This is a genomic window from Paenibacillus piri, from assembly GCF_004354045.1.
GTDB lineage: Bacteria > Bacillota > Bacilli > Paenibacillales > NBRC-103111 > Paenibacillus_S > Paenibacillus_S piri.
On sequence record NZ_SMRT01000002.1, the window covers coordinates 618,294 to 641,493 of the forward strand.

A 23,200-nucleotide genomic window follows, 5' to 3' on the forward strand; every position below is an offset into this window, starting at 1 on the left:
CCGATGCTGAATATTATATTGATCGATGACGAAGCAACAAATATTGAACTGCTCAAGCGGGTGTTGGATTGGGAAGCTTTAGGCTACACGATTTCAGGCACCGCTTACGATGGCGCGGAAGGACTGGCGTTATACCGCCGGATCGGCCCCGATGTCATTCTGGTCGATATTCGGATGCCGGAGATGGACGGTATTGCGTTCATCAAGGAAGTACGGAAATCGAATACGCGCGTCAAAATGATTATTCTCAGCGCATACGCGGAATTCGAATATGCGCAACAGGCTATCGAATATGGGATTCACGCTTATTTGCTCAAGCCCATCGACGAAATGAAGTTAGAGGAGCTGTTGTTGGCGATCAAGGAGGAGCAGCAGTCGGAAATGGCGAAAAGCCGCTCCATGATCGAACTCCGGTACCAGAAGCTATTGCATTGGGCCGAGACGTCGACGGACGCCGTCCCGCTCCCGCTGGCCGCCGATGAGTTGGCGGACATCAAGCCATTTTGTCTCGTTTGCCTTGCCTATGAAGCTGAACGGAACGACCCGACGGGCGATAGCGAGGCTGCGGCTTTTTTGCAGGCTGCAATAAGGCAGCAACCGGGCTGCGTCGCAATCCGGAGCGATAAAAGCGGCGGTTCGTTGACGATCGTGTATGAGGCGGAGGAAACCGCGATCCAAACCGTGGTCGCGACGATGATGGAGCTGGACGAGCAGTGCCGGCGCCGTTACGGGCAGCGGCTTACATGCGGCATCAGCCAATCTGTTATCGCGCTGTCGGACTTCTGTCTCGCTTATGTGCAGGCTGTTCGAGCGCTGCATGCCGGTTTTTACCGGACGTCGTCGGCTTCTGTTGCCTTATATGAAGGCGAGCCGCCGTTTCCCGACTGGAATGCGGGCGATTTCGCCAAGAAAAAACGGGAAATCAGCGAAGATATTCAATCAGGCCGGATAGGCTCTTTGCAGCGTTATTTGGAGCAAACGATGGACAGCTTTAGAGAAAATCGCGTAAATCCGGAGGATATGTACCGGTTTTGTGTCGAGCTCATCGATTTATTGCATGAAGTGTTTACAGCGATCGACCCGCAGTTCGGATCAATGTTCGAACCGCTTCTATCGGGAGGCGTCCGGAAATACCGACGCTGGGAGTCGTTAAAGCGGGCCATGGAGGAGATTATCGTCAAGAGTGGATCGGCTTTGCGCTCGCTGGTCGACAGCAATAAAAATTACGCGGTGATCCGCAAAGCGAAGGAATTCGCCCTGCTTCATTTTCACGAGGAGCAGCTTCATCTGCAGGATGTGGCGGACCATGTTGGACTCAGCAAAAATCATTTTTCCAAAATGTATAAAGAACAGACCGGCGAAAACTTCTGGGACTACGTGATTGAACTGAAGCTCGAGCTGGCCAAGCAAATGCTGCGGGAGACGAACAAAACGAATTTTGAAATCGCCAGTCTGATCGGATACAGCAGCGAGTATCATTTCAGCCGCACCTTCGGCAAGCAGGTAGGCTTGACAACCACCCAATACCGCAAGCTTCACCGCAATTGAGCAACGGAGTCTGCAGCGCTCTGCCGCTTTATGACCCGATTCATTCCGCTGCTTCATGATTGCTTAATATATAGCAACAAACGATCATTTACCGCATTTCATCCGTCCTTCCGTGTTTGTACAATAAGAAAAGCTTCCAAACGAAGCCCTTTCAAAGAAGAGACATTCGTGTCTTAGAGGTGGCTTTTATTGCGAGGCTGATTTGACATAACGGGGGGAATAGGCTGTGGGCGCAACTTACCGGTGGATGGCAGCAGAAGGAGAGCATTACGAATTGTGGGCGGGGGAACGGCGCTTGGCCTCGATCAAACCGCCGGAGGACCCCGATTTTACATACACGGACCGGATCATAGAGACGGAACCTGGCGTATTTCGCTGGGAGCGAACGTTTGTGTACACGGGCTCGGCTAACAAAGTCGTAAGCGGATTGACGATGGAGCTGGCGATGCCATATAAGCCCGAGTATTGGATGATCCCGGGCGTATCGTATAACGGCAACGGATGGGGCTGCGGGAAAGAACCGAAAGGCGCGGCGCATAACGGACAGTACTGGTCGTTTGCTTCGCACCGGACAACGATAGCCGGAGCCACATATTCGGAAGGGCCTGCCGATTCGGCGGCTCTCTTTGCTGTCTCCGGACGGCTTAACGACAGGCCTGCCGACATCGGCTGCGCCTGTTCGATTGTGATCGGGGAGGACGAAACTGTGCATCGGCTCATTTGGCCGGAGGAGGAAGGGCCGGAGGTATATGCATACAGGGACGGATATGCGGAGCCTTACCGGCAAATGCTGCATGTCCGGCCCGGAGACCAACTGGAAGCGGCCGCTTATATCGTGCTGCAGCCGGTCGAGCTCGCCAGGCATGGCTGGCATAAGCTGCTGCGCGTTGCCTGGCAGCACGGCTGCCATCCGGTTAGAGCTTGGCATGAGCCAGAGCGGATCTGGGAGCTCGGGATTACGTTTGCGCGTGATTATTTATGGGTGGAGGACGGGATATTCCGGGGCTTCGTCTGGGGGCTCCACCGGGATGACGGCGAGTGGCGGCAGAAGCGCGATTGGCCGTATGAGATCGGTTGGGTAGGACAGAACGCATCGCTTGCCAATTCGCTACTCGCCGATTATGTGCGGGGCGGAAGTCGTATATCGCTGGAGAAAGGCATTGCGGCGCTCGACTGCTGGGCCGAGCATGCCCCGCAGTCGAACGGGCTGTTCCGTTGCCACTTTCAGCATATCGTCGGTTATCCGCTGGATACGGCCAAGAGCGGCGATGAGGTACAGGATGCCTGCAACCTGAGCACAGCGGCCTTGCAGTATTTCGAAGCGCAGCGGCTCGCCGCCCAATGCGGGCTCAAGCGTCCGTGTTATACCGAGATCGCGCTCGCCATTTGCGATTTTGCTTTGCGCGCACAGTCCCCTTCGGGCCGTTTCGGCAAATCGTGGTTCAACGACGGGACCGCGGCCGACCCGGAAGGCACGATCGGCTGCTATTTGGTGCCGGCGCTGCTCGAAGCATACCGGACCACGAAGGAGCAGCGCTACTTGGGAGGTGCGCTCCGGGGCTATCATTATTACATCGCCGAGTTCATCGCCAACGGCTATTCGACGGCGGGAGCGCTGGATACTTACTGCATTGACAAAGAATCGGCCATTCCGCTGCTCAGGGGAGGGCTTGAGCTGTACGAACTGACGCAAAAGCCCGCGTATTTGGACTATGCGGTCAGAGCGTCACGATACATCGCCAGCTGGCAAATGCATCATACCGTCCCGTTTCCGGAGGATTCGGCGCTCGGCAGACTCGGCTACGACACGTTCGGCGGGACGACCGTGTCCGCGCAGCATCATCATATCGACCATTTTGCCGTTGCGATCGTTCCGGAATGGCTGCGCCTGACGCAGTGGACCGGCGACTACACATGGCGGCAAAGAGCGCAGGCCGCCTGGGCGAATGCGACCGCGGTTATTTCCGATGGCTCGCTCCGTATGGACGGCCCCGTCCGACCGCCAGGCGGACAGGACGAAGGCTTTTGCCATACGCGCTGGCATACGCGGTGGGGAAACTATTACGGCGTATCCCAGTGGCTGGTCGCCTGGCCGACCGCATTCCGGCTCGAAGCGCTCCGTCATTCGCGGCAATGGTCCGATTTTTGCGAATGAGTCGGAGCTTCACGGGCGGCCGGTTGCGGGATATGCAGATCGGCGGGAAGAATAAAGCGCAAAAGATGATAGTTTATAGCATTTTATATAGCAACAATCTTTTTTATAGTTAAAGAGCAGTATACATATTTGAAAAGGGGTTGATTGATTTGAAAAAAATGGTAGCCACTGCGGCTGCGGCAAGCTTGTTGGCTGTGACGGTATTGTCGGGCTGCGCAAGCTCCAATGGCGGCGGTCCGAAAAACCAGGCCGGTACGGAGGGCGAATCGGGCGAAGCCAAGCCGAAGGATGTGACGCTTTCGTTTCTCTCGTGGTACAACGCGGACAGTATGAAGGATGTCATCGCCGAGTTCAACAAGAAATACCCGAACATTAAAATCGATCTGCAATTCGCGCCACCGGTCAAAGATTACAACGAAAAGCTGAAGGTGCTGACGGTGGCCGGAGAAACGCCGGACTTGTTTTATCTGAGCGCCGAAAACAAGTTCGATCTGATGAAAAACGGCTATGCGATGGACATCTCCGACCAACCGGTATTCAAAAATTTGAACAAAGCCAATGTCGAGATGTACAAATACAACGGCAAGCAGTTCGGCTTTGCTCCGGACGCCTGGGCTGGCGGTATTTTGTACAATAAGAAGCAGTTTGAGCAAGCCGGGGTCAAGCCTCCGCAAACCTGGAACGAGTTCGTGGATGTGATGAAAAAAATCAAAGCGGCGGGGATGACGCCGTTTATCGAGCGCGGGACGTTTCTATGGACTTTGGCCAACGGTATTTTCATCAATGACGTCATTGCCAAAAATCCGGCGTTCGATCAAGAGGTTATTGACGGCAAGAAGAAATACGAGGACGGATGGACGGCCCCGTTTCAAATGTGGAACCGGGATATCATCCAATCGGGGCTCATTTCCAAAGATTTGCTGGGCGTAGGCTCCGAGCAGTTCATCAACGACTTTGCCGCCGAAAAGGTTGCGATGCTGGTCGGAAACGCAGATCATCTGGGTAAAATCGTGAAAGCGAATCCGAATTTGCAGGTTGGTATTTTCCCGCTGGTCGGTACGGAGCCGGGCACCAAAGTACTGTACGGCGCGGTGAACGTCGGCATCGCGGTCGGCGCGAAAACAAAGCATAAGGAGGAAGCGCTTGCTTTCCTGAACTTTATCGGCACGCAGGTGGGGATTACCCCTTATCAGAAAATGACGGGACAGATGGTCGGAATTCCCGGAGTCAAATATGAAGTGAGCCCGGTCATGGAGCAATTCAACCGCATGTACTCAAATAATGAAATCGGTCTTTATTTGCCGCAAAATTATTTCGGCGAGCTGTCCGCCTCCATTCTTGATGAAATGATTAAAGCTTCGCAGGATGTGCTTGCCGGCGGAGCGAAACCGGAGGACGTGCCGAAACGAATGGACAAAAAGCGTAAAGATTTGAGCAATAAATAGCAGGTGCCGGGTTTGTCGATGAATCCGCAAAACTAATTGCCTGCGGGCTCCTGACATAAGTCGCTGGGCCCGCAGCATGGAGGGAGGGAACCGCTTGATAAGGCAGAAAAACTTCATTCTGCAGTGCATCCTGTTTATTGTTCCTGCCTTTGCCGTATATACATTGATCCGCATAGCTCCGCTTTTGATGAGCTTCGGATATTCGTTTACAAACTGGGACGGATATGCTCCCGCATTTCAATTCGTAGGACTCAAAAATTATATCGCGATTTTTCAGGATGACGCCATTTTGCAATCGTTTCGAAATACGTTTGTGTTTGCCTTTTTTAACACGCTGTTGATCACGCTAATCGCAATCCCGCTGGCGCTCGTACTGAACAGCGCTTTGAAATCAACAAACCTGCTAAGGGCGGTCTTCTTTTTTCCTTCCGTACCGAGCGTCCTCATTATCGGCTATATATGGCTGTTCATATTGGACCCGACTCGAAACGGCGTACTGAACAAGCTGCTATTTGGCATCGGGCTTCAGAAGGTGGACTGGTTGTCGGATTATAAGCTGGCGATGGTGTCGTTAATTATGGTATCCGTATGGCGTCTGGCCGGCTGGCACAGCTGTATTTATATCGCCAATTTGCAGGGCATTTCCAAAGATTATTACGAGGCGGCCAATATCGACGGCGCGAACCGCTGGCAGCAGTTCCGTTACATTACGTTTCCGCTGCTGGCGCCGGCAATGACGATCAGCGTCATGCTGACGACGATCGACAGCTTGAAGGTGTTCGAGCTGCCGTTTGCGCTGACCAAGGGCGGCCCGGGCAACGCGACGACGCTTCTGACCCAAATCATTATCGAGCGTGGGATTAACGACAAGCTGGTCGGAAGATCTTCAGCGATGGCGGTTCTGTTTATATTGATCATCTTCGTCATTGCCGGAATTCAACATATCATCATGAGGCGCAGAGAGGAGCGGATGGAATGAGTGACGTCATGCCGGAAAAAGCTCAACGCAGCCGCTTGCGAATGACGGCAGGTTCGGGACGACGAAAGAATTATGGGAAAATATGGATGGAACTTGCGATGCTCGTTATCGCCGCCATCGCCGTATTTCCGTTTTATTTTGTACTCGTCAATACGTTTAAGCCGCGTACCGAGTTTGCGGCAAGCTCGCTCACTTTGCCGGATCAATGGACTTTGGCCAACTATACGGAAGCGTTCCGGAAGATGGATTTATCCGTGTCCTTTACGAACACGCTGCTCATCACGGCCGTGTCGGTCACCTTGATCGTCATCTTCGGTTCCATGGCCGCCTATCCGGTCGCACGGCTGCAAAACGGCTGGACCAAAAGCTTGCTGGCCTATTTTTTGATCGGATTTATGGTGCCGCTGCATACGACGATGGTTCCTTTATTTATCATCATTAAACATTTGCAGCTGGTCAACCAGATCGCCGGCGTTATGCTCATTTACTCGGCGCAATGTGTGTTCTCGTTTTTTTTGTATCAAGGCTTTATGCGTACGGTACCGAAAGAATTGGAGGAGGCCGCTACGATCGACGGCTGTTCGTTATGGCAGAGCTTTTGGAGAATCGTATTTCCGCTGCTGAAGCCGGTTACGGTCACGGTTATTATATTTGAATCGATGTGGATCTGGAATGACTTCATGTTTGCGTACTTGTTTCTTCATTCCAAAAAGTCGATGACGCTCGTGCTTGAAATTTATAAAGGCGTCGGCGAATTTACAAATGATTGGCCGATTATGCTGTCGACGATGGTTATCATTTTAATTCCGTCCGTCCTGTTTTATTTGATTATGCAAAAGCATATTATTTCGGGACTGACGAGCGGTGCCCTGAAAGGGTAGGGCAATGGGAAGGCGGAGCTTGCGGCGGACTGCCGTCTAATCATCCGCTGATTGTTCCCATAGCAGCGATTCCATCAGTTATTTTCATTTCAAATAAGGTAAGGTGAACGCATTGATGAAACCCACTCAAAATGTCATTATCGACACGGATCCGGGTGACGATATCGACGACCTGCTAGCCATCTCCTTCGCATTGCTCCGTCCGGAGCTGGATGTAAAAGCGATTACGACCGTGACGACGTTTCCCGAACGGCGAGCCCGGCTTGTCCGTGCACTGCTGCGCTCCTTCGGAAAAGCGCACATCCCCGTAGGATCGGGCATCGCTCTGCCGATGCGGAGCTTAAGCGAAGCGGAGCTGCAAAAAATGACCGATAACAACGGCTACGTGCTGAACCATGCGGCCGCCGCGGATATCGACTTGTCCGAACAGCCGAAGTCCGATGTCGAGCCGCAGGACCATGAGGCGGACGAACCGGAAGACGCCGTGGAGCTGATCATACGAACGATTGAGCAGCTTCCGGGGGAAATCGGTCTGATCACGCTGGGACCGCTCAGCAATGCGGCGGCCGCCTTGCACCGCAAGCCCTCCATTGCCTCCAAGCTGAGCTGGATCGCAATGATGGGAGGCGAGGTCCGCGGGTTCCGGCAGGAGCACAACATTACTTGGGACGACAGAGCGGCGGAGGTCGTTTTTCAATCGGGAGTTCCGCTGTTCCTCGGCACCTGGGATATTACCCGGCGCGTCGTTATTACCGAGGAGCTGTGCGAGCGCATCCGGAAACATGACAGCGGACATTGCCGGTTTTTAACCTCATGCATCGATCTTTGGTGGCCATATAAAGCGCATAAACCGGGGCCGGTCATGTTCGACATTGCGCCGGTAATCTGGAGCTTCCGCCGCGACCTGTACGATACGCTGCCGATGGCGGTGCGGGTCGAGACGAGGGGACAGTATACCCGCGGCGTAACGGTTCCGGTACCGGACGGCGAGCCGAATGTGGACATTACGGTCGGCATACACGATCAGGAGGTACTGGAGCTGCTGATGGACACGCTTTGCCCTTAGCCGGCTGGTTTTCGCTTCAAACCAAAAAGAGTCCCTCAGCTTCGTCTGAGGGACTTGCTGCTATTTGGAATAACTGCTGCGCGGGATTCGCACTATATGAATGTTTCATGCAAATTTTATGCCGGCAGGTTCGTCTTTCGCACCGCACTAATTAAAGTAATCGATGTTCAACCGAAATAATCGATGCTCATCGCTTCGCGGACTTCGCCCATCGTCTCTTTGGCGGTTTGTCTGGCCCGCTCCGTGCCCGCCATGAGAATTTCGTCGACCCGCTTCGGATTGCGTCCGACCGTCTCGCGGCGTTCCCTCATAGGCTCCAGCAGCTCGTTGATTCGCCCGGCAATGGTTAGCTTGCAGTCTTTACAGCCGATCTTCCCCTCGGTGCAGCCGGCGTGTATTTCATTCGTTTGCCCGGGATTGAAGGCTTGATGATACGAATAAATGGTGCAGATGTCCGGATGTCCAGGATCATGCTTTTGGATGCGGGCGGGGTCCGTTTTGGCTCGCTGAATTTTGTCGTTCACTTCATCACGGGTCGAATCGAGCAAAATGGCATTGCCCAGGCTTTTGCTCATCTTGGCGCTGCCATCCAGTCCGGTTAACCGCGGAATATCGCTGACCAGCGCCTGCGGCTCCGGGAAGACGGGGGCGTACAGCTGATGGAACCGCCGTATGATTTTGCGCGTCTGCTCGATATGAGGCAGTTGGTCTTCGCCAACGGGGATCAGGCTTGATTTGCAGATCGCGATATCCGCCGCCTGGCTGACCGGATAACCGAGAAATCCGTAATACATTTCGTTATAACCCCGTTCTGCGGCCTCGGATTTGATCGTCGGGTTATGCCGCAGCGAGTTGACGGTGACGAACATGGAGAAATAGACGGTCAGCTCGGCGATCTCGGGAATCATCGATTGGATAAACAGGGTGGAGCGCTCGGGATCGATGCCGCAAGCCAAGTAGTCCATCGCAACGTGACGCAGATTGTCCCGGACAACCTCCGGTTTCTCGTAATGGGTAGTCAATGCCTGCACATCGGCGAGCAAGACGAAGCATTCATATTGATGCTGAAGTTCGATGCGTTTTTTCAAGCTTCCGGCGTAATGGCCAAGATGAAGCTTGCCGGTAATCCGGTCTCCGGTAAGTACTCTTTCGTTCATGGGATTGCCTCCTGATTTGTAATTTGACTAACCGACGACTGCATCGCCACCACCAGCCATCCTCCATGGCCATCACCCCCTTTCAAAAACGCAACAAAGCCCCAGATTATCCACGGGAAACTGCTGCGTGTAATTTCTTGAACGCAAAAAAACCTCGACGCAAAGGACGAGGTTATCGTGGTACCACCTTTATTCATCTCCATCATTGAAGATGCACTCGCAAGTACGGAAAGACGGCCAGACACTTAAGCTTGTCATACAGACGCTTTCGATACGCTTCTCCTGGTAACGGTGAGAAAACCCGGCTTCGCCTACTGCTGCTCGGTTCGGCAAAGCAACTCCGAAGTCCATTCGTACGTCGGCCGGGAAACGGTTTACACCAGCCACCGTCTCTCTGCATCCCGGGAACAACGACTACTTACCCTTCATCATCGTCGATTCGTTATGAATCGTAGTATACGTGAACCATCCGGCAGCGTCAAGCCGGTTTTGCAGCGCTTTTTACAAAAATAGATGCCCGCGCCGATCTTGCTTACGTTTGAGTATGGCGTACAGACCGGACAAATTCCTCTTTGATGCCGTTTAACAGCTGAGGGCTGGCGAGGACGTCACAGGCGGTGCCGGCAAGCGCTTTGGCCCCCAGAAGCATGCCTTGGAAAGCGCGGTCGGACATCGCCAAATCGCGGAATTCCTTCGTATGCAGCTGATGCTTCTGATCGATAACTTTGACGAAAGGGTGGATGGTCGGGCAGCGCCGCGATACATTGCCCAGATCAAGCGAGCCGTGGTCTTTGCCGGTTCGGATTTCTTCTTCCTTGACGCCCAGGTCGAGTAAATTTCGGGTGAATAGTCCGGACAGCCGTTCATTGGTGATCAGCTCGTCATAGGAAAATTCGTAGTTGGACGTTTTTAAAGTGCAGCCGGTTTGCAATGCGGCTCCCTCTGCGCACCGGAGCACTTTTTGCACGGTTTCGTCCGTATAAGGCCGGCTTGCGGAACGGATATAAAACTGCGCAACCGCATATTCGGGTATTATATTGGCCGCTTTGCCGCCCTCCGTAATGATCCCGTGAATGCGCGCATCGCTTTTGAGCTGCTGACGCAAATGATTGATCGATTGAAACAGCAGCAGCACGGCGTCCAAAGCGTTGACGCCCTCGTAAGGACTTGCCGCGGCATGGGCGGCTTTGCCGAAATACTCGAACTGAAGCGCATCCATGGCCAGCGATTGGCCGGATTTTTCATAGGCATGGTATGGATGCGCCATTAGCGCAAAATCGACGTCGTCGAACAGGCCGGCCGCCGCCATCGGCACTTTGGCGCCCGCGGTTTCTTCCGCCGGCGTCCCGTAGACGCGAATCGTTCCGCCCAGCTCGTCGACCGCCGATTTCAAAGCGACTGCCGCAGCGGCGCCCATTGCGCAGATCAGATGATGGCCGCAGGCATGGCCCAACTCGGGCAGTGCGTCATATTCGCACAGGAACGCAACTGTCGGCCCCGGCTTGCCGCCACGATAAGTGGCGATAAACGCGGTTGGCAAATCCAATACGGGATTTTGCAGCTGAAAGCCGTGTGCCTGCAGCTGTTCCATGAGACGGGCGGACGCTTTCCACTCCTCGTGTCCGAGCTCCGGGTTTTCTCCGATAAACCGCGATAACGCAATCCATTGCTGCGCTTGCCTGTCGATTGTGGAGTTGATTATTGTTTTCATGCGTGGGCCCTCCTTGCTTGCTGCGATCATAATTTCATTATAAACAAAAAAACCTCGACGGCTCAACGGAGCGGCAGAGGTTTTGGGTTATCCTAGCTTATTGAATGGTTTTACGGTTGTTGTTTTGAATAAATTGATCCTCGAGAGAACGCTTAATCTTTTGCATTACTTCAACTTCCAGCTGATGATTTTGTGGAAAACGAACACCGGTTAACGCAAGCGCCTCATTCAACGTCAGCTCGACTGAGATTGTTTTCTCCTGCCGGTTTTGTGCCTCGTAAGTCATTGTCATCGCTCCTTTACATGATCGTTTTGCTGCACCAAGATAGGGGGATTTTAGCTACGAGTGAAGGATCAAAATTGCGGAAAGCCTTGATATTGCTTAATTTCAATATAACACATCATGTCATGTTTTTCAAGGGCAAACGACGGAGAAAACAAATTTATTTACGGTACAATCATAGGCTCGATTGCTTGCGCATATTGCGTTGCAGCGTCACGATCAGGCTGTCGATTTCCTGACTCAGCTCTATAACCTCAGGGGCGAGAAACGTTCCTTTTTGCTCGACCAGCTTGTACAACTTTCGCTGCATTTGTTCCAGATGCAATTTAAGAGCTGCTTCTTCATGGATAGGATGCTTCATCTTGTACAACCCCATTCATATGCATTTTTACCGGGACGAAGCCCAATTATAATATGAATCTCTTGTGAAAAATGTAAGTATTTGTCGATTGAAAATATAAAATTTTTGTGACATTGTGCCGAATAGAAGCATGATTTCCAGAAATAATAATCGCAGGGGAGGTGAACGGTCAGCATGGATAGCGGAAAAGCGAACACAAAAAACAACCCGAATTTTAAAGAAAATAAATTTACCGAGGAAGAGGCCATCATGCATGCGGACAAAGCGGCAGGACGTCCGGCCAGCTTGAATGAAATATCGAAGCAAACGAATCCCCAATAAATTTTTGAAACCAAAAACCGCCAATTACGTAACGTATGGCGGTTTTTGCTGCATTTGTATGGACTTGTCGAATTCGCTCATGGTACTATTTCAATGTGGCAAACGTTGGATATTAGCTGCATTAATTATTTATATTATTAATCATACATAAAGGAGTACCGATTTTTATGCGCCGTTTACTATCCGCAGCCGTGAAGCCGGCCGCTTTGCTCGGCACAGCATTGGCGGCAGGGCTGCTAATCCCCCGCGCCGCCGAGGCTGTATCCGCAACGACGATGCAGTTGCAGTTGTTCGCCGATCAACCGCAAGCGTCCGTTAACGGGCAAAATTTTAATCTTGACGAGCCTCCGGCCATGATCGACGGACAATTTTATGCGCCTGCCAGATGGCTTGCCGATACGCTGCGCCTGTCATTGGACTGGGATGGCGATACCCGCACGATCCGTCTCGTGGCGCCTAAAGCCTTCATCGAGTTTGACGCTCCGAACAATAAAATAAAGGTAAACGGCAGCTCGATCCCGTTTGATTCGGTTGCCGTCATTCGCAACGACAAGCTGCTCGTTCAGCTTGCCTGGCTGGCTCCCTATGCGAATCTTCCGTTTCGTTATCAGGATGAGACAAAGAGCGTTGTGGCCAACTTTATTCGGCAGCCGTCAGGACCGTACCAAGAGTCTCAGCTGCGCGGCGACGACGCTCAGCCGAATTCGAAGCCGGCGGCAATTTTTGCATTCGGCAAATCGGAATACCGGCTAGGTGAGCCGGTGGACATTATTGATTTGAGCTACGATCCGGACGCCGAAGGGCTGCCCGATTACGAATGGACAGGCAAGCAGGAGGCTTACTTCAAGCCCGGCGTTTATACGGTAACGCTTCGAGTGAGCGACGGTCACGGCAATCGCAGCGAGCCTTTCTCGAAAAGCGTGAAAGTACGGGATGAGCTTTATGTCGGCGAAGATGAATATCCGTTTTATTTTAAACCGGCCGGAACGACGGCGAGGGCGAAGGCGGCCTGGCTGGATAGCGTGAAAAGCGTGGGTGCCGATGCGGTGACGGTCAGGCAGTCGACCGAGCGCCCGCTGATCCGCGGAAGCAGCGCACAGCCTGTAACGGAAAAAGGCTATCTGTATCAGGACACTATCGCCAAGCAAGCCCGCTTGTCTTTGCAATACGCGAACGGACTGGACAAGCCGGCCCGGATCGCCGTCGTGCTCAGAAATGAAAGTACGACGAAGCCGGTCAAGGTGACCACGCAGCAATTGGCGGAGTCGCAGCCTTCGGTGTATGCTCCGCTTAGAGCGCAGAAGACGCTGGAAACGTTTCTTGCAGGCGGGTCGGCCGCAGATGAGCTGTCGATTGAACCCGGAGCTGCGGTGTTTTACAAGACGAGCCCGGTGCTAGCGCCCGGTCAAGCGTTTCAAGGACTGTACGACCTGGCGAGCAGCGGCGCTGTAACCGTCTCTTATGTGCTGATGGAGCCGGAGGACAAGCTGTACCAGCTTGGTTCTTACCGGACCATTGCTCTGAAAGAGAGCGGGAACGGAACGTACCCCGTCTCCGAAGTCGGCTGGCAGGTGGATGCGCGCACTTTGACCGCGCCAACCGCTATCGGGTTCGGAGACAGTACAGTTGAAGCGACGATTGCCGGTACGGATGCATTGAATAAGCGGGAGGCGCCGGCTCCGGGGTTTGCCGGTGTGCACTATCGGCTCGAGCTGGAAACCGGCCGGCCGACAACGGTAGCGATCCATCCGCGCAGCGGCTATTTCCAGGGGGCGATCCGCGTCGACGGCAATGTGGTTGCCGGTCCGTCCGGCGGATTGACTTCCAACGATATATTGATTATACATCGAACGTCGCTGGCCAAGAAAAATGCCGTGATTGAGCTGATGGCCGCCGACGGCAGTCAAATTCCGGTTGATCTCGTCCTGATCCCGCTGCGGCCGGCAGCCGAATAAAGCAAACCGGGCCCATATCGTTTACGAACTTATTTTTCATTTTTAATTCATACCAAAGGAGTAGTAGAGCGAAATGTTCGTGTTCAATAAACTGACCCTAGGGTTGGCCGCGCTATTTGTGTGGGCGGGCTCCCTTACCGCAGCCGCAGCGACACCGGCGGCGGAAGCGACAGCTGCGACAATGCCTGCAGCCGAGACGCCGACGGCCGATGCGCCTGCCGCGGCAACATCCGCAGCCGATAAGCCGGCAGCCGATGCATCGACTGCCAATGCGGCAACGGCCAAGACGACGACAGACAATTCATCAGCTGCCAAAACATCCGCTCCTGACGCGGCCTCGGCCCCGCAAAGCAGATCGCTGCTGATGTATTTCGGCAAAGGCGAAGCCTATCTTAACGGCAGATCCATCAAGCTGCCTGCCCCTGCATTGAAGTTTAAAGATAAATCGTACATCCCGGCGGCCGTACTCCCGGAAACGCTGGGCATTCCCGTGCAATGGGACGCAGAAAGCGGCAGTGTGCAAATTACAACGCCGTCGGGCTTCTTGTCCTTTCAATTATCCGGCCGCAGCCTGTTTGTCAACGGTGTTAAAGAGGAATTCGGGGAGACGGCATTTGTGCAAAACGACCGGCTGTACATCGAGCTGAATTGGTTAAACCGGTACATCGGCTTTAAAGCTTCCGCCAGCAAGGAGCTGGAGCGGTTGGAACTGCTGTATGTGGCGATGCCGGGCAAAGCCGGCTTTTACAACGATACGATGCCGAATGCAAGACCGATTGCGAAGTTCGCGGTAAACAAAGAGAAATACCGGCTCGGCGAGCCGATCCTGTACACCGATCTGAGCTACGATCCGGACGGCGACGCCATCAAAAGTACGAATTGGACAGGGAAGGCGGAAGCGATCTTCGAGCCGGGACTGTTTAAGGTTTCGTTGAAGGTGACCGACGACAAGGGGACGGAAAGCGAAGTGTTTTCCCATAATGTCGAAATCATAAACGAGCCGTATCTCGATCCGTTTGAATTTAAAGTGTACCATGAGCCGGTCGGCACGTTCGTCAAGGAGGAGGAGCAGACGCTGCGCAGCTATTTGCGCGGTATCCCGCAGCTGCCCAATGCCGCTCATCTGTCGCAGGAGAGGCCGCTGATTGTGAGCGACAGCCCGGAGACGTTCGAGGAGAAAGGCTTTTTATACCAGGAAAAAGTGAACGGCAAAGCAAGGCTGTATGCGGATCATGTGAACGGGATGAAAGAAAAGGTACAGTTTGCGATCGTTGCCCGCAATGCGAATATGGAGACGCCTGTACGGATTACGACGACGCGCCAAGGGGAAGTAAATCCGTCGATTTACGCGAACCTGATCGGCAATGAGGCGTCCATCGAGTTTCTGCAAAGCCGGATGACGCCGGAAACGATGGTGCTGCAGCCGGGGCAAACGGCGTTTTATAAAAAAATGCCGGAATTTTACCCGGGTCAGGGCATGAACGTTATCTACGATGTGGAAACCGACGGGGACGTATATTTCTCGTTTGTCGCGATGGATGCCGGTGCGGATGTGGATTCGATCGGGATGTATCGGCAGCTGGATTTCGCGGGCCATGTCAGAGGCACCTTCAGTGGCTCGGATATAAGCTGGAATGTCGATGCGAGCTCACTCAGCAAGCCGTCCAGCCTTGGGATCGGCGATGTGGCGACGGATGCTTTCGTAACGGGTCATGACCTGTTTATGAAAAAGGAATCGTTGAACCTGGGCAACTACGGAGTCGTATACAGCATTCATATCAACAAGCCGCGCAAAATGGCCGTGCTGCTGCTGCCGCGCGGGGGCGTATTCAGAGGGCCGTTCGAGGTTAACGGCAAAATCGTGCAGGCGCCTCCTTCCGGCATTATGAATGACTATCAAGGCTATACGATATTGGCCAGGACGGACGGCACCGAGCCAAGCCTGGACATCGAATTTACGCCTGCGGCAGGTTCGGCTTTCCCGGTGGATCTCATTTTTTACCCGCTCGACAACAAGTAAGCCGACAAGCCGCGTAAAATTGCATGTAAAGACGCTTCCATTCCCGCTGCGCTAGCGGCTTTGGAGGCGTCTTCGTATGATTAGGTCAGCCACAATTACCGGTTAGCCTTTGCACATGGATTGAGGATGATGCGCTTCGTCGCATCCTTTGAAAACGCTTTGTTGACAATCGCTCAGTCGGATTTCGTGCCCTCCGTAATATTGAACAGCTCAGGCACTGTAACCAGCTGGATTCCGGAATGGGTCAAGCTTTCAATGATTTTGGGAAGAGCCTGTACGGTTCCAATCAGGTCTTCGCCCTCGCCGCCTGCTCCATGCTGAAGGATGACGGCGCCCGGCTTGACGTGACCGAGCACGTTGGCGCTGACCTGATCGGCGGTAAGCCCTTTCCAGTCGAGCGAATCGACATTCCAGTTAATAATATGGTAATTCAGGCTGGCCATCCATTGGATCTGGTCTTCGCTGATATTGCCGTAAGGCGGCCTGAACAATCGCGGCTTATATCCGATAAGAGGCGCGAGCGCCTGCTCGGTCCGCAATATTTCGTTTTGGAACACTGCATCGCTCACTCTCGGCAAATTCGGATGACTGTAGCTGTGGCTCCCGATCGCATGGCCTTCGTCCACCATCCGCTTGACGATGTCGGGATGCGCCTCGGCTCGGTTTCCGATCGTAAAGAACGTCGCTCTGACCCCGTACTGCTTCAATATATCAAGCAATTGAGGCGTATACTCCGTATCGGGAACATCATCGAAAGTAAGCGCTGCTTTCCGTTGTCCCGACGGGCCGTTGAATAAAAAAGTGCTTTCGTATTTATGATGCAAATCGGCTAACGACAACGGGCGATTTTCGCGTTGAACACTTTCGCGGCCGGCCGACAGCTTGGGAGTTTTTGCAGGCTCCGTGATTTGGACGGGCGGCTCCCCGCTTTTCCGTTCCATGCTCGGCGGCTGTCCGTGCTGAGGAAGCGACTGCTGCTTCAGTTGCCTTGACGAATTGCCGGCACATGCGGTGGTCATAAGGATCAGTGCGGCGGATAAACATAACCACGCGGAGAAGCTTGAACGGTGCATCCATTTCACAACCTTTCTAAAGATTGGATATAGTTACTTTGCGTCGTTATCCGGTTTTTATGTATTCGTCCGCCGGCGCTTTTGGAAATATGGTTTTTTGTAGAGCCAAGTTGTTATATAATAAAGGCTAATGACGATTATGGTGGGAAAGGAAGAAGCGATCGAATGATTATTGTACGAAATTTATCGAAATCATTTCCGCCGGATCATCAAATATTATCCCGGCTCAGCTTTCAAGCGGACGAGGGAGAACTGATCGCCTTGATCGGGGGAAGCGGCAGCGGCAAAACGACGCTGTTCCGCTGCTTGTCGCTTAAGGAAAAATGGGACGAGGGCCAATATATATACGATGGCAAAGATATTTCCGGGGTAGCCGGACTGGAGCAGTTCAAGCTGCGCAAGGATTGGGCGTTTCTTGAGGAGAAGCCGAATTTGAATCCGCGAAAATCTGCATTGAAAAATGTGCTGAGCGGGTTGTTCTTTCATAAAGCGTGGTGGCGCATGTTGACCGGCACGACATCGAATGACGATCATATGACGGCCATGGATTATTTGGACAAGGTGGGCCTGCTGGATAAAGCGCATGAACCGGTCGAGAAGCTGAGCGGCGGGGAAAAGCAGCGGGTGGCGATCGCCAAGGCGTTGATTCGCGGCGCGAAAGTGATTTATGCCGACGAGCCCGTATCGGGCCTCGATCCGGAGGCGGCTATGCGCGTCCTGGAAGACTTGAAGGCGATTTGCGAAAAAGATAAGGTCATCGTGTTTTGCAGCCTGCATCAGGTGGAATTGGCGGAGAAATTCGGGTCGCGGATTTGGGGATTGTCCGGCGGCAAGCTGGTCGTGGACATTGCGGGCAGACGATTGACTCACCGGGAAAAAGAATTGATTTTCTAAAATAAAGCGCTGTCTTTAGTATATAAACAACAAAAAAACGGGTGTCCGGGCGCGCCATCCGGGTAAAAAAGCTTCCAGCTGCCGTATAGCGGGCCGGAAGCTTCTTTAGTTACGGAAAAGTGCCCGATAATCCGTTCCGAATAGTATAGTTAGCCGGGAGGGCGCGTTCCTGTAATATAACGCGCGATCATCCCGCCATGCAGCCGTCCGGTCTCGATAAACACTTCGTTCGCGTTGCTGCCTGAAGCGGCGACACCGGCGATGAACAGTCCGGGCACTGTCGTTTCCATTGTTTCAGGATTATGGATCGGGGCGGTCAACTGTTCATTCATTTTCGCGCCGGCGGCAATGAGCATGCTCCGGTCCGGCCGGAAACCCGTCAACGCGAGTACAAAGTCGTTGTCCAGCTCGGTTTCCCGATCGCCGCTCACGATCGTAACCGCCCGTTCGCCGATCCGGGTGACGCGCGAATGGAACAGCATCTTAATCCGGCCCTTATCGACCATGCTTTCGAACACCGGCAGCACCCAGGGCTTAATGTTGGGCGAATAGCTCTCGCCGCGGTATACCACAGTCACTTCGGCGCCGGCGCGGAGCAGGTCCATGGCAGCGTCGATCGCCGAATTGTTGCCTCCGATGATCGTCACCTTCGTTCCGCTGTAAGGGTGGGCTTCACGATAATAATGGGTCACCTTCGACAGCTCCTCGCCGGGAATGCCGAGCAGGTTAGGATGATCGAAATATCCCGTCGCCACAACTACGTTGCGGGCCCGGGCCGTCGAGTCAAGTCCCGTGCGGTCGGTCAGGCTGAGCTCGAAAGAGCCGTCATCCTGCCTGTCAATCCGGTTCACGGTATGATATGGCTGAATGCGCAGCTCGCTCCGCAATGCCGCATTCCGGTAATAATGCAAAGCCTCCAGCCGCGTCGGCTTCTCGTTGGGCGTCGTAAACGGTATGCCGCCGATCTCAAGCAGCTCCGGCGTACTGAAAAATTGCATGTAAGTGGGATATAAATAAATCGAATAGGCCACGCACTGCTTTTCGATAATTAACGGCTGAATTCCCAATTTCGCAAGCTCGATGGCGGCGGACAGGCCGCAAGGTCCGGCACCGATAATAATGACGTTCTCCAAAGCAAACACCCCGTTTGTCAATTGCGTGAAATGAGCATCAAGCTCCTTTTATATAGTAACCGATTCACGCAATCGATTCCACATCGCATTAGCCTTCCAATGGCAGGGGCGGGGCGTCGTGCTTTTTCCGGCATACATAGACGAAGGCCGGCGGGACGTTGAGCAGCACAAACCGGATCATCTCGATATCGAAATAGCCGCTTAGCTGTTTTTTCATTTGCAGCGAATATTGAAAAGCGATGAACAGCCCGCCCGGCTTGAGCGATTGCACGACCTGATTCACGATTTCATCGCGCAGCTGCTTCGGAAAATTGGCAAAGGGGAGACCGCTGATAATGCAATCCACATGATCCAGCCCGTGCTGCCGTACGGCGCTGTGCAGCAGTCTCGCTTCCGAATACGTATGGCTTTGCGGATATTGCGTTCTCAGCTGCTTGCGCAAATGGCTGTCCTTTTCGAACAACAGGATTTGCGTGCCCGGTGCGGCGGCTTGGCAAATCGCTTTCGTAATAACGCCTGTCCCGGCGCCGAGCTCGGCGATGCTGTTGATTTCGGGCCAGGACGCCGAGTCGACCATTTTATCGGCCAGAAAGCGCGAGCTTGGCGTTACGCTGCCGATCGATTGCGGCTTACGTATAAATTTATATAAAAATATCATTTTGTCGAGAGCTGATATTTGGTTGAAGTTCAATCCATTTTCCCCCTTTTGATATTTATATTATCCAAATCATAACCGATATACCTTAAAAGTTCCTAATTTTATCATTAAAATTTTAAAAAAAGTTAAATTATTCCAATCTATCATAATTGTTGATCGAGATTCATAGAGTAGAATCATAGACTGCCGAATGGCTATTTTACAAGACAAAGGAGCGTATGCCGCTATGGCGGATCGGAAGGCTGCCGTAACATTCAAGCGTCCTGCCTGGCTTGCGGGACCGAGGCTGCAGCTTATGCTGGCCGGATTTTTGCTCGGCAATTTGATTGCCGTCTGGCTGACCGCGCTTCAGCCGTCCTCGCCTTATTATTACCCGAAGCATTATGCATATCGCGAGCTGACGGCTTCCAACGGGATTAAACTGTACACGATCCAGACGGTCCCGCAAAATATCGTTCTAAAGCATATTACAAGCAATGTGACACATACCGATGAGGTCGGAATAAACGGAGGCTTTTTTTGGGAAGGCGAGCTGCTCAGCATTGCGGTAATGAACGATCGGCCGTTGAAAGGGGAACAAGGTGATTACGGCTCCGGCTGGTACAATATCGACTATCCGAAGGGGACGCTGGTATGGGATGAAATTACGCGCAGATTTTCGGTGCAGGTTGTGCAGGAGGCCGGAGAGCTGAAGGTGACGGATAAGCAGCATTATTGGGCGCAGGGCGGAATCAGCATGTCGCTTCAGGATGAAGCTCACTGGGTACGGCAGGCGCTGGCCGAAGATTTACCGGCCTTCGACGAGCAGCGGCTTCGTTCGGGCGTCATTTACGATCAAAGTCAAAGCTTATGGCTGATCGTCACAGATACCCCGGCAACCGCGGAGCAGTTCCGCACGGCCGTATTGGAATTGGCGGGACGGAGCAAAGGGGTGGACGGCGTCTTCCTCGACGGGGACGGCTCCTCGCAAATGCGCAGCGTACAAAAACAGCTGAAGGGCGATTCGCGCGAGGTGTATCAAATGCTGGCATTGAGGCAAAAATAAGCCGCGCGGAGCGGTTGTCCCGGCTCTTCATCCCGCGGGAGCCCGGCGCGGCAGGGCGTTGTGTGACGCGATCGACCCTTGCGGCGCTGGCTGAACCGCATCATATCGGATAAGCGGCTGCCGCTCCATGCGGCAGTTTTTGACGTTTTACAGCCGTAAATTTCCAGTAAAAAGGTAATTTCGCAACTTTCATAGGCGGAGCTGCGTATAGATGATGACAGACACTTTTCGAATGAGGAGGTGCGTTCATGCTGGGAATGTATTGGGGGTTTTTGATCACAGGGGTATTGTTTGCACTCGTTACGGTTATTTTCGGAGATTTTTTAAGCAATGCTCTGGATGGGGTTTTCGATTTTCTTTCAGGTGAACATCTGCATGTCCTTCAGCCGATGGTGCTGTTCAGCGGACTTACTGTATGGGGCGGCGCCGGAATTTTGCTGACCCGGTATACCTCGATGGGCGGTATAGCGATACTGCTTGCAGCGCTTCTGTGCGCCTTGGCCTGCTCGACGATCATTTACCTCTTCTATGTCAAGCCGATGCAGAACAGCGAAAATTCGGTTGCCTATTCGATGCAGGATTTGATTGGCAAAGTCGCTGAAGTGTCGGTGCCGATCCCGGCGCACGGCTATGGCGAGGTGCTGGTTAAAGTCGGGGCCGGGGTTTCCAACCATATCGCGGCAAGCTTCGACAAGCTGGATATTCAGAGCGGGGCGAAGGTGGTCACGGTGGAAGTGGTGGATGGGACGCTTTATGTCGCAAGCCTGGACGACCGGGCGTAGTGCCGGGCCGCAAGAGTCCGAACGGCATGCGGGTCTGCGCATGAACGAAGAAATCAGAGAAAAACGTAAAGGAGTTGTGTTGAATGCCGGATGCTATGGTAGTTCCCGCAATTGTTGTGGGCGTCATTATCGTGCTGGGCTTGGCTTTTTGGGCACGCTACAAAACGGTCAGCCCCGATGAGGCGATGATCGTGACCGGTTCGTTTCTGGGGACGCGAAATGTGATGACGGACGAATCGGGACGTAAAATCAAGATTGTTCGAGGAGGCGGGGCGTTCATATTGCCGGTGTTCCAGCAATCGCAGTTTTTGTCCCTGCTCTCCCATAAATTAGACGTTTCGACACCGGAGGTTTATACGGAACAGGGCGTGCCGGTTATGGCCGACGGCGTGGCGATTATTAAAATCGGCGGCTCCGTGGAGGATGTCGCAACCGCGGCCGAGCAGTTCATGGGCAAGCCGACGGAAGCGCTGAAGGGAGAAGCGCAGGAGGTGCTGGAAGGCCATTTGCGCGCGATTCTCGGCTCGATGACAGTCGAGGAAGTATACCGGAACCGCGACAAATTCGCCCAGGAGGTGCAGGGCGTAGCGGCCAAAGATTTGAAAAAGATGGGACTTCAAATCGTATCTTTTACGATTAAAGACTTGCGCGACAAGCACGGCTATCTGGACGCGCTCGGGAAGCCGCGGATTGCGGCCGTCAAACGCGATGCGGAAATTGCGGAGGCGCAGGCGGTGCGCGACGCCCGGGTTCAGAAAGCACAGGCCGAGGAAGATGGGCAGAAAGCGGAACTGCTGCGCGATACGAACATCGCGGAAGCCGGGAAAGAGAAGGAGCTGAAAATCGCCTCCTTTAAGAAAGAGCAGGATTCGGCCAAAGCGGAAGCGGATCAGGCCTACCATATTCAGGAAGCCCGTTCCAAGCAAAGCGTTGTCGAGGAGCAGATGAAAATCGAGCTTGTACGCAAGGAACGCGAAATCGATCTGGAAGGGAAGGAAATTCTTCGCCGCGAGAAGCAGTACGACGCCGAGGTGAAGAAGAAGGCGGACGCGGACCGCTACGCCGTTGTCCAAGCGGCGGAGGCGGACAAGGAGAAGCGGATTCACGAAGCGGATGCCTTGAAGTACCGCATCGAGGCGGAAGCGAAGGCGATGGCCGAGCAGAAGCGCCTTCAAGGCTTGGCCGAGGCGGACGCGGAGCGCGCCAAAGGTACGGCCGAGGCGGAGGTCACCCGTCTGCGCGGCTTAGCGGAAGCGGAAGCGAAGCAGAAGCTTGCCGAGGCGTTCGAGAAGTTCGGCGAGGCCGCGGTGCTGGACATCATCGTCAAGATGCTGCCTGAGCTGGCCGGCAAGGTGGCGGAGCCGATGAAGTCGATCGACAAGCTGACCGTTGTCGACACCGGACATGGGGAAGGAGCGGCGCGCGTAAGCAACTACGTCACCTCTTTGATGGCAACCGCGCCCGAAATGCTGAAAAGCGTTAGCGGCATCGATCTTGAAAAGCTTGTCAAAGGTCTCGTCCAACGCGACGGCGGACAGAAAACCGCCCCGGCAGCTCCGTCCGCTCCAGCGGCTCCATCCGTGGAAACGGCCGGAACGACCGCAGTGCCGATAAAGCCGGAGCAGTAGCCGCAGCCCGGTTCCGAAGCCAAGGATAGCCGGCTTCGCCGTCTACAGGACGGGTGCGATTGTCAAGGATAAACCAAGCAATATAGGGACACTTATCCTTTATTT

The 23,200-nt window shown here is 53.6% G+C and carries 20 protein-coding genes and 1 other annotated feature; of the genes, 13 read left to right on the forward strand and 7 right to left on the reverse strand.

Annotated features, from left to right (window positions below; translation table 11 throughout):
* Nucleotides 1-3 precede the first annotated feature (3 nt).
* The 6 genes from E1757_RS07620 (at nt 4) to E1757_RS07645 (ending at nt 8,074) form a co-directional block, all read left to right on the forward strand.
* Nucleotides 4-1,548: a response regulator transcription factor gene (locus E1757_RS07620; RefSeq protein WP_133226310.1), complete on the forward strand. Its 1,545-nt coding sequence runs from the start codon at nt 4-6 to the stop codon at nt 1,546-1,548.
* 226 nt (nt 1,549-1,774) lie between these two features.
* A complete protein-coding gene (locus E1757_RS07625) occupies nt 1,775-3,703 on the forward strand; it encodes a hypothetical protein (protein ID WP_133226312.1) in 1,929 nt (642 codons plus the stop codon).
* A gap of 158 nt (nt 3,704-3,861) precedes the next feature.
* Nucleotides 3,862-5,148: an ABC transporter substrate-binding protein gene (locus tag E1757_RS07630; RefSeq protein ID WP_246079088.1), complete on the forward strand. Its 1,287-nt coding sequence runs from the start codon at nt 3,862-3,864 to the stop codon at nt 5,146-5,148.
* Nucleotides 5,149-5,242: 94 nt separating this feature from the next.
* Nucleotides 5,243-6,127: a carbohydrate ABC transporter permease gene (locus tag E1757_RS07635; RefSeq protein WP_246079063.1), complete on the forward strand. Its 885-nt coding sequence runs from the start codon at nt 5,243-5,245 to the stop codon at nt 6,125-6,127.
* Entirely contained in the window at nt 6,124-7,008 is an 885-nt protein-coding gene (locus E1757_RS07640; protein ID WP_133226318.1) for a carbohydrate ABC transporter permease, read from the forward strand. The genes E1757_RS07635 and E1757_RS07640 overlap by 4 nt, the downstream gene beginning before the upstream one ends.
* A gap of 115 nt (nt 7,009-7,123) precedes the next feature.
* Nucleotides 7,124-8,074, forward strand: coding sequence for a nucleoside hydrolase (locus E1757_RS07645; RefSeq protein ID WP_133226320.1), 951 nt, complete (start codon nt 7,124-7,126; stop codon nt 8,072-8,074).
* A gap of 167 nt (nt 8,075-8,241) precedes the next feature.
* Here the strand turns inward: E1757_RS07645 and trpS are convergent, their stop codons facing one another.
* From trpS to E1757_RS07665, 4 genes are all read right to left on the reverse strand, one after another.
* Nucleotides 8,242-9,231: a tryptophan--tRNA ligase gene (gene trpS, locus E1757_RS07650; RefSeq protein ID WP_133226322.1), complete on the reverse strand. Its 990-nt coding sequence runs from the start codon at nt 9,229-9,231 to the stop codon at nt 8,242-8,244.
* 159 nt (nt 9,232-9,390) lie between these two features.
* Nucleotides 9,391-9,672: a binding site (T-box leader), on the reverse strand.
* A 91-nt stretch (nt 9,673-9,763) separates the two neighbouring features.
* Complete coding sequence (locus tag E1757_RS07655; protein ID WP_133226324.1) at nt 9,764-10,942, reverse strand: M20 family metallopeptidase; 1,179 nt, start codon at nt 10,940-10,942, stop codon at nt 9,764-9,766.
* 97 nt (nt 10,943-11,039) lie between these two features.
* The gene (locus E1757_RS07660) at nt 11,040-11,228 is read right to left on the reverse strand and encodes a hypothetical protein (protein WP_133226326.1); all 189 of its coding nucleotides are present in this window, start codon (nt 11,226-11,228) and stop codon (nt 11,040-11,042) included.
* Nucleotides 11,229-11,400: 172 nt separating this feature from the next.
* Complete coding sequence (locus E1757_RS07665; protein WP_133226328.1) at nt 11,401-11,586, reverse strand: aspartyl-phosphate phosphatase Spo0E family protein; 186 nt, start codon at nt 11,584-11,586, stop codon at nt 11,401-11,403.
* 174 nt (nt 11,587-11,760) lie between these two features.
* On the opposite strand from E1757_RS07665, the gene E1757_RS35705 reads away from it, so the two are divergent.
* The 3 genes from E1757_RS35705 (at nt 11,761) to E1757_RS07680 (ending at nt 15,882) form a co-directional block, all read left to right on the forward strand.
* Entirely contained in the window at nt 11,761-11,907 is a 147-nt protein-coding gene (locus tag E1757_RS35705) for a hypothetical protein (RefSeq protein ID WP_165971995.1), read from the forward strand.
* Between the two features lie 167 nt (nt 11,908-12,074).
* On the forward strand, nt 12,075-13,862 hold the full coding sequence (locus E1757_RS07670; RefSeq protein ID WP_133226330.1) for a copper amine oxidase N-terminal domain-containing protein: 1,788 nt from the start codon (nt 12,075-12,077) through the stop codon (nt 13,860-13,862).
* A 73-nt stretch (nt 13,863-13,935) separates the two neighbouring features.
* On the forward strand, nt 13,936-15,882 hold the full coding sequence (locus tag E1757_RS07680) for a stalk domain-containing protein (protein ID WP_165971996.1): 1,947 nt from the start codon (nt 13,936-13,938) through the stop codon (nt 15,880-15,882).
* A 173-nt stretch (nt 15,883-16,055) separates the two neighbouring features.
* On the opposite strand, the gene E1757_RS07685 is transcribed toward E1757_RS07680, so the two are convergent.
* A complete protein-coding gene (locus E1757_RS07685) occupies nt 16,056-16,955 on the reverse strand; it encodes a polysaccharide deacetylase family protein (RefSeq protein ID WP_246079064.1) in 900 nt (299 codons plus the stop codon).
* A gap of 165 nt (nt 16,956-17,120) precedes the next feature.
* On the opposite strand from E1757_RS07685, the gene E1757_RS07690 reads away from it, so the two are divergent.
* On the forward strand, nt 17,121-17,849 hold the full coding sequence (locus E1757_RS07690; RefSeq protein ID WP_133226334.1) for a phosphonate ABC transporter ATP-binding protein: 729 nt from the start codon (nt 17,121-17,123) through the stop codon (nt 17,847-17,849).
* Between the two features lie 149 nt (nt 17,850-17,998).
* Here E1757_RS07690 and E1757_RS07695 read toward each other — a convergent pair whose 3' ends face one another.
* Nucleotides 17,999-18,982, reverse strand: a complete 984-nt coding sequence (locus E1757_RS07695; protein WP_133226336.1) for a YpdA family putative bacillithiol disulfide reductase — start codon at nt 18,980-18,982, stop codon at nt 17,999-18,001.
* 88 nt (nt 18,983-19,070) lie between these two features.
* Nucleotides 19,071-19,640: a class I SAM-dependent methyltransferase gene (locus E1757_RS07700; RefSeq protein WP_133226670.1), complete on the reverse strand. Its 570-nt coding sequence runs from the start codon at nt 19,638-19,640 to the stop codon at nt 19,071-19,073.
* A 226-nt stretch (nt 19,641-19,866) separates the two neighbouring features.
* Here E1757_RS07700 and E1757_RS07705 point away from each other — a divergent pair, with 226 nt between their 5' ends.
* The 3 genes from E1757_RS07705 (at nt 19,867) to E1757_RS07715 (ending at nt 23,095) form a co-directional block, all read left to right on the forward strand.
* Entirely contained in the window at nt 19,867-20,685 is an 819-nt protein-coding gene (locus E1757_RS07705) for a hypothetical protein (RefSeq protein WP_133226338.1), read from the forward strand.
* A gap of 248 nt (nt 20,686-20,933) precedes the next feature.
* Nucleotides 20,934-21,467: an NfeD family membrane protein gene (locus tag E1757_RS07710; RefSeq protein ID WP_133226340.1), complete on the forward strand. Its 534-nt coding sequence runs from the start codon at nt 20,934-20,936 to the stop codon at nt 21,465-21,467.
* A gap of 83 nt (nt 21,468-21,550) precedes the next feature.
* A complete protein-coding gene (locus tag E1757_RS07715; protein ID WP_133226342.1) occupies nt 21,551-23,095 on the forward strand; it encodes a flotillin lipid rafts scaffold protein FloT in 1,545 nt (514 codons plus the stop codon).
* The last annotated feature ends 105 nt before the right edge of the window (nt 23,096-23,200 follow it).

Bases quoted from the DNA above. Each gene is read 5' to 3' on its own strand.
- E1757_RS07640 (WP_133226318.1), top strand. From the start codon at position 6,124: ATGAGTGACGTCATGCCGGAAAAAGCTCAACGCAGCCGCTTGCGAATG.
- E1757_RS07660 (WP_133226326.1), bottom strand. From the start codon at position 11,228: ATGACTTACGAGGCACAAAACCGGCAGGAGAAAACAATCTCAGTCGAG.
- E1757_RS07685 (WP_246079064.1), bottom strand. From the start codon at position 16,955: ATGCACCGTTCAAGCTTCTCCGCGTGGTTATGTTTATCCGCCGCACTG.
- E1757_RS07705 (WP_133226338.1), top strand. From the start codon at position 19,867: ATGGCGGATCGGAAGGCTGCCGTAACATTCAAGCGTCCTGCCTGGCTT.
- E1757_RS07680 (WP_165971996.1), top strand. From the start codon at position 13,936: ATGTTCGTGTTCAATAAACTGACCCTAGGGTTGGCCGCGCTATTTGTG.
- E1757_RS07715 (WP_133226342.1), top strand. From the start codon at position 21,551: ATGCCGGATGCTATGGTAGTTCCCGCAATTGTTGTGGGCGTCATTATC.
- E1757_RS07665 (WP_133226328.1), bottom strand. From the start codon at position 11,586: ATGAAGCATCCTATCCATGAAGAAGCAGCTCTTAAATTGCATCTGGAA.
- trpS (WP_133226322.1), bottom strand. From the start codon at position 9,231: ATGAACGAAAGAGTACTTACCGGAGACCGGATTACCGGCAAGCTTCAT.
- E1757_RS07700 (WP_133226670.1), bottom strand. From the start codon at position 19,640: ATGATATTTTTATATAAATTTATACGTAAGCCGCAATCGATCGGCAGC.
- E1757_RS07645 (WP_133226320.1), top strand. From the start codon at position 7,124: ATGAAACCCACTCAAAATGTCATTATCGACACGGATCCGGGTGACGAT.
- E1757_RS07710 (WP_133226340.1), top strand. From the start codon at position 20,934: ATGCTGGGAATGTATTGGGGGTTTTTGATCACAGGGGTATTGTTTGCA.
- E1757_RS07620 (WP_133226310.1), top strand. From the start codon at position 4: ATGCTGAATATTATATTGATCGATGACGAAGCAACAAATATTGAACTG.
- E1757_RS07655 (WP_133226324.1), bottom strand. From the start codon at position 10,942: ATGAAAACAATAATCAACTCCACAATCGACAGGCAAGCGCAGCAATGG.
- E1757_RS07690 (WP_133226334.1), top strand. From the start codon at position 17,121: ATGATTATTGTACGAAATTTATCGAAATCATTTCCGCCGGATCATCAA.
- E1757_RS07630 (WP_246079088.1), top strand. From the start codon at position 3,862: ATGGTAGCCACTGCGGCTGCGGCAAGCTTGTTGGCTGTGACGGTATTG.
- E1757_RS35705 (WP_165971995.1), top strand. From the start codon at position 11,761: ATGGATAGCGGAAAAGCGAACACAAAAAACAACCCGAATTTTAAAGAA.
- E1757_RS07670 (WP_133226330.1), top strand. From the start codon at position 12,075: ATGCGCCGTTTACTATCCGCAGCCGTGAAGCCGGCCGCTTTGCTCGGC.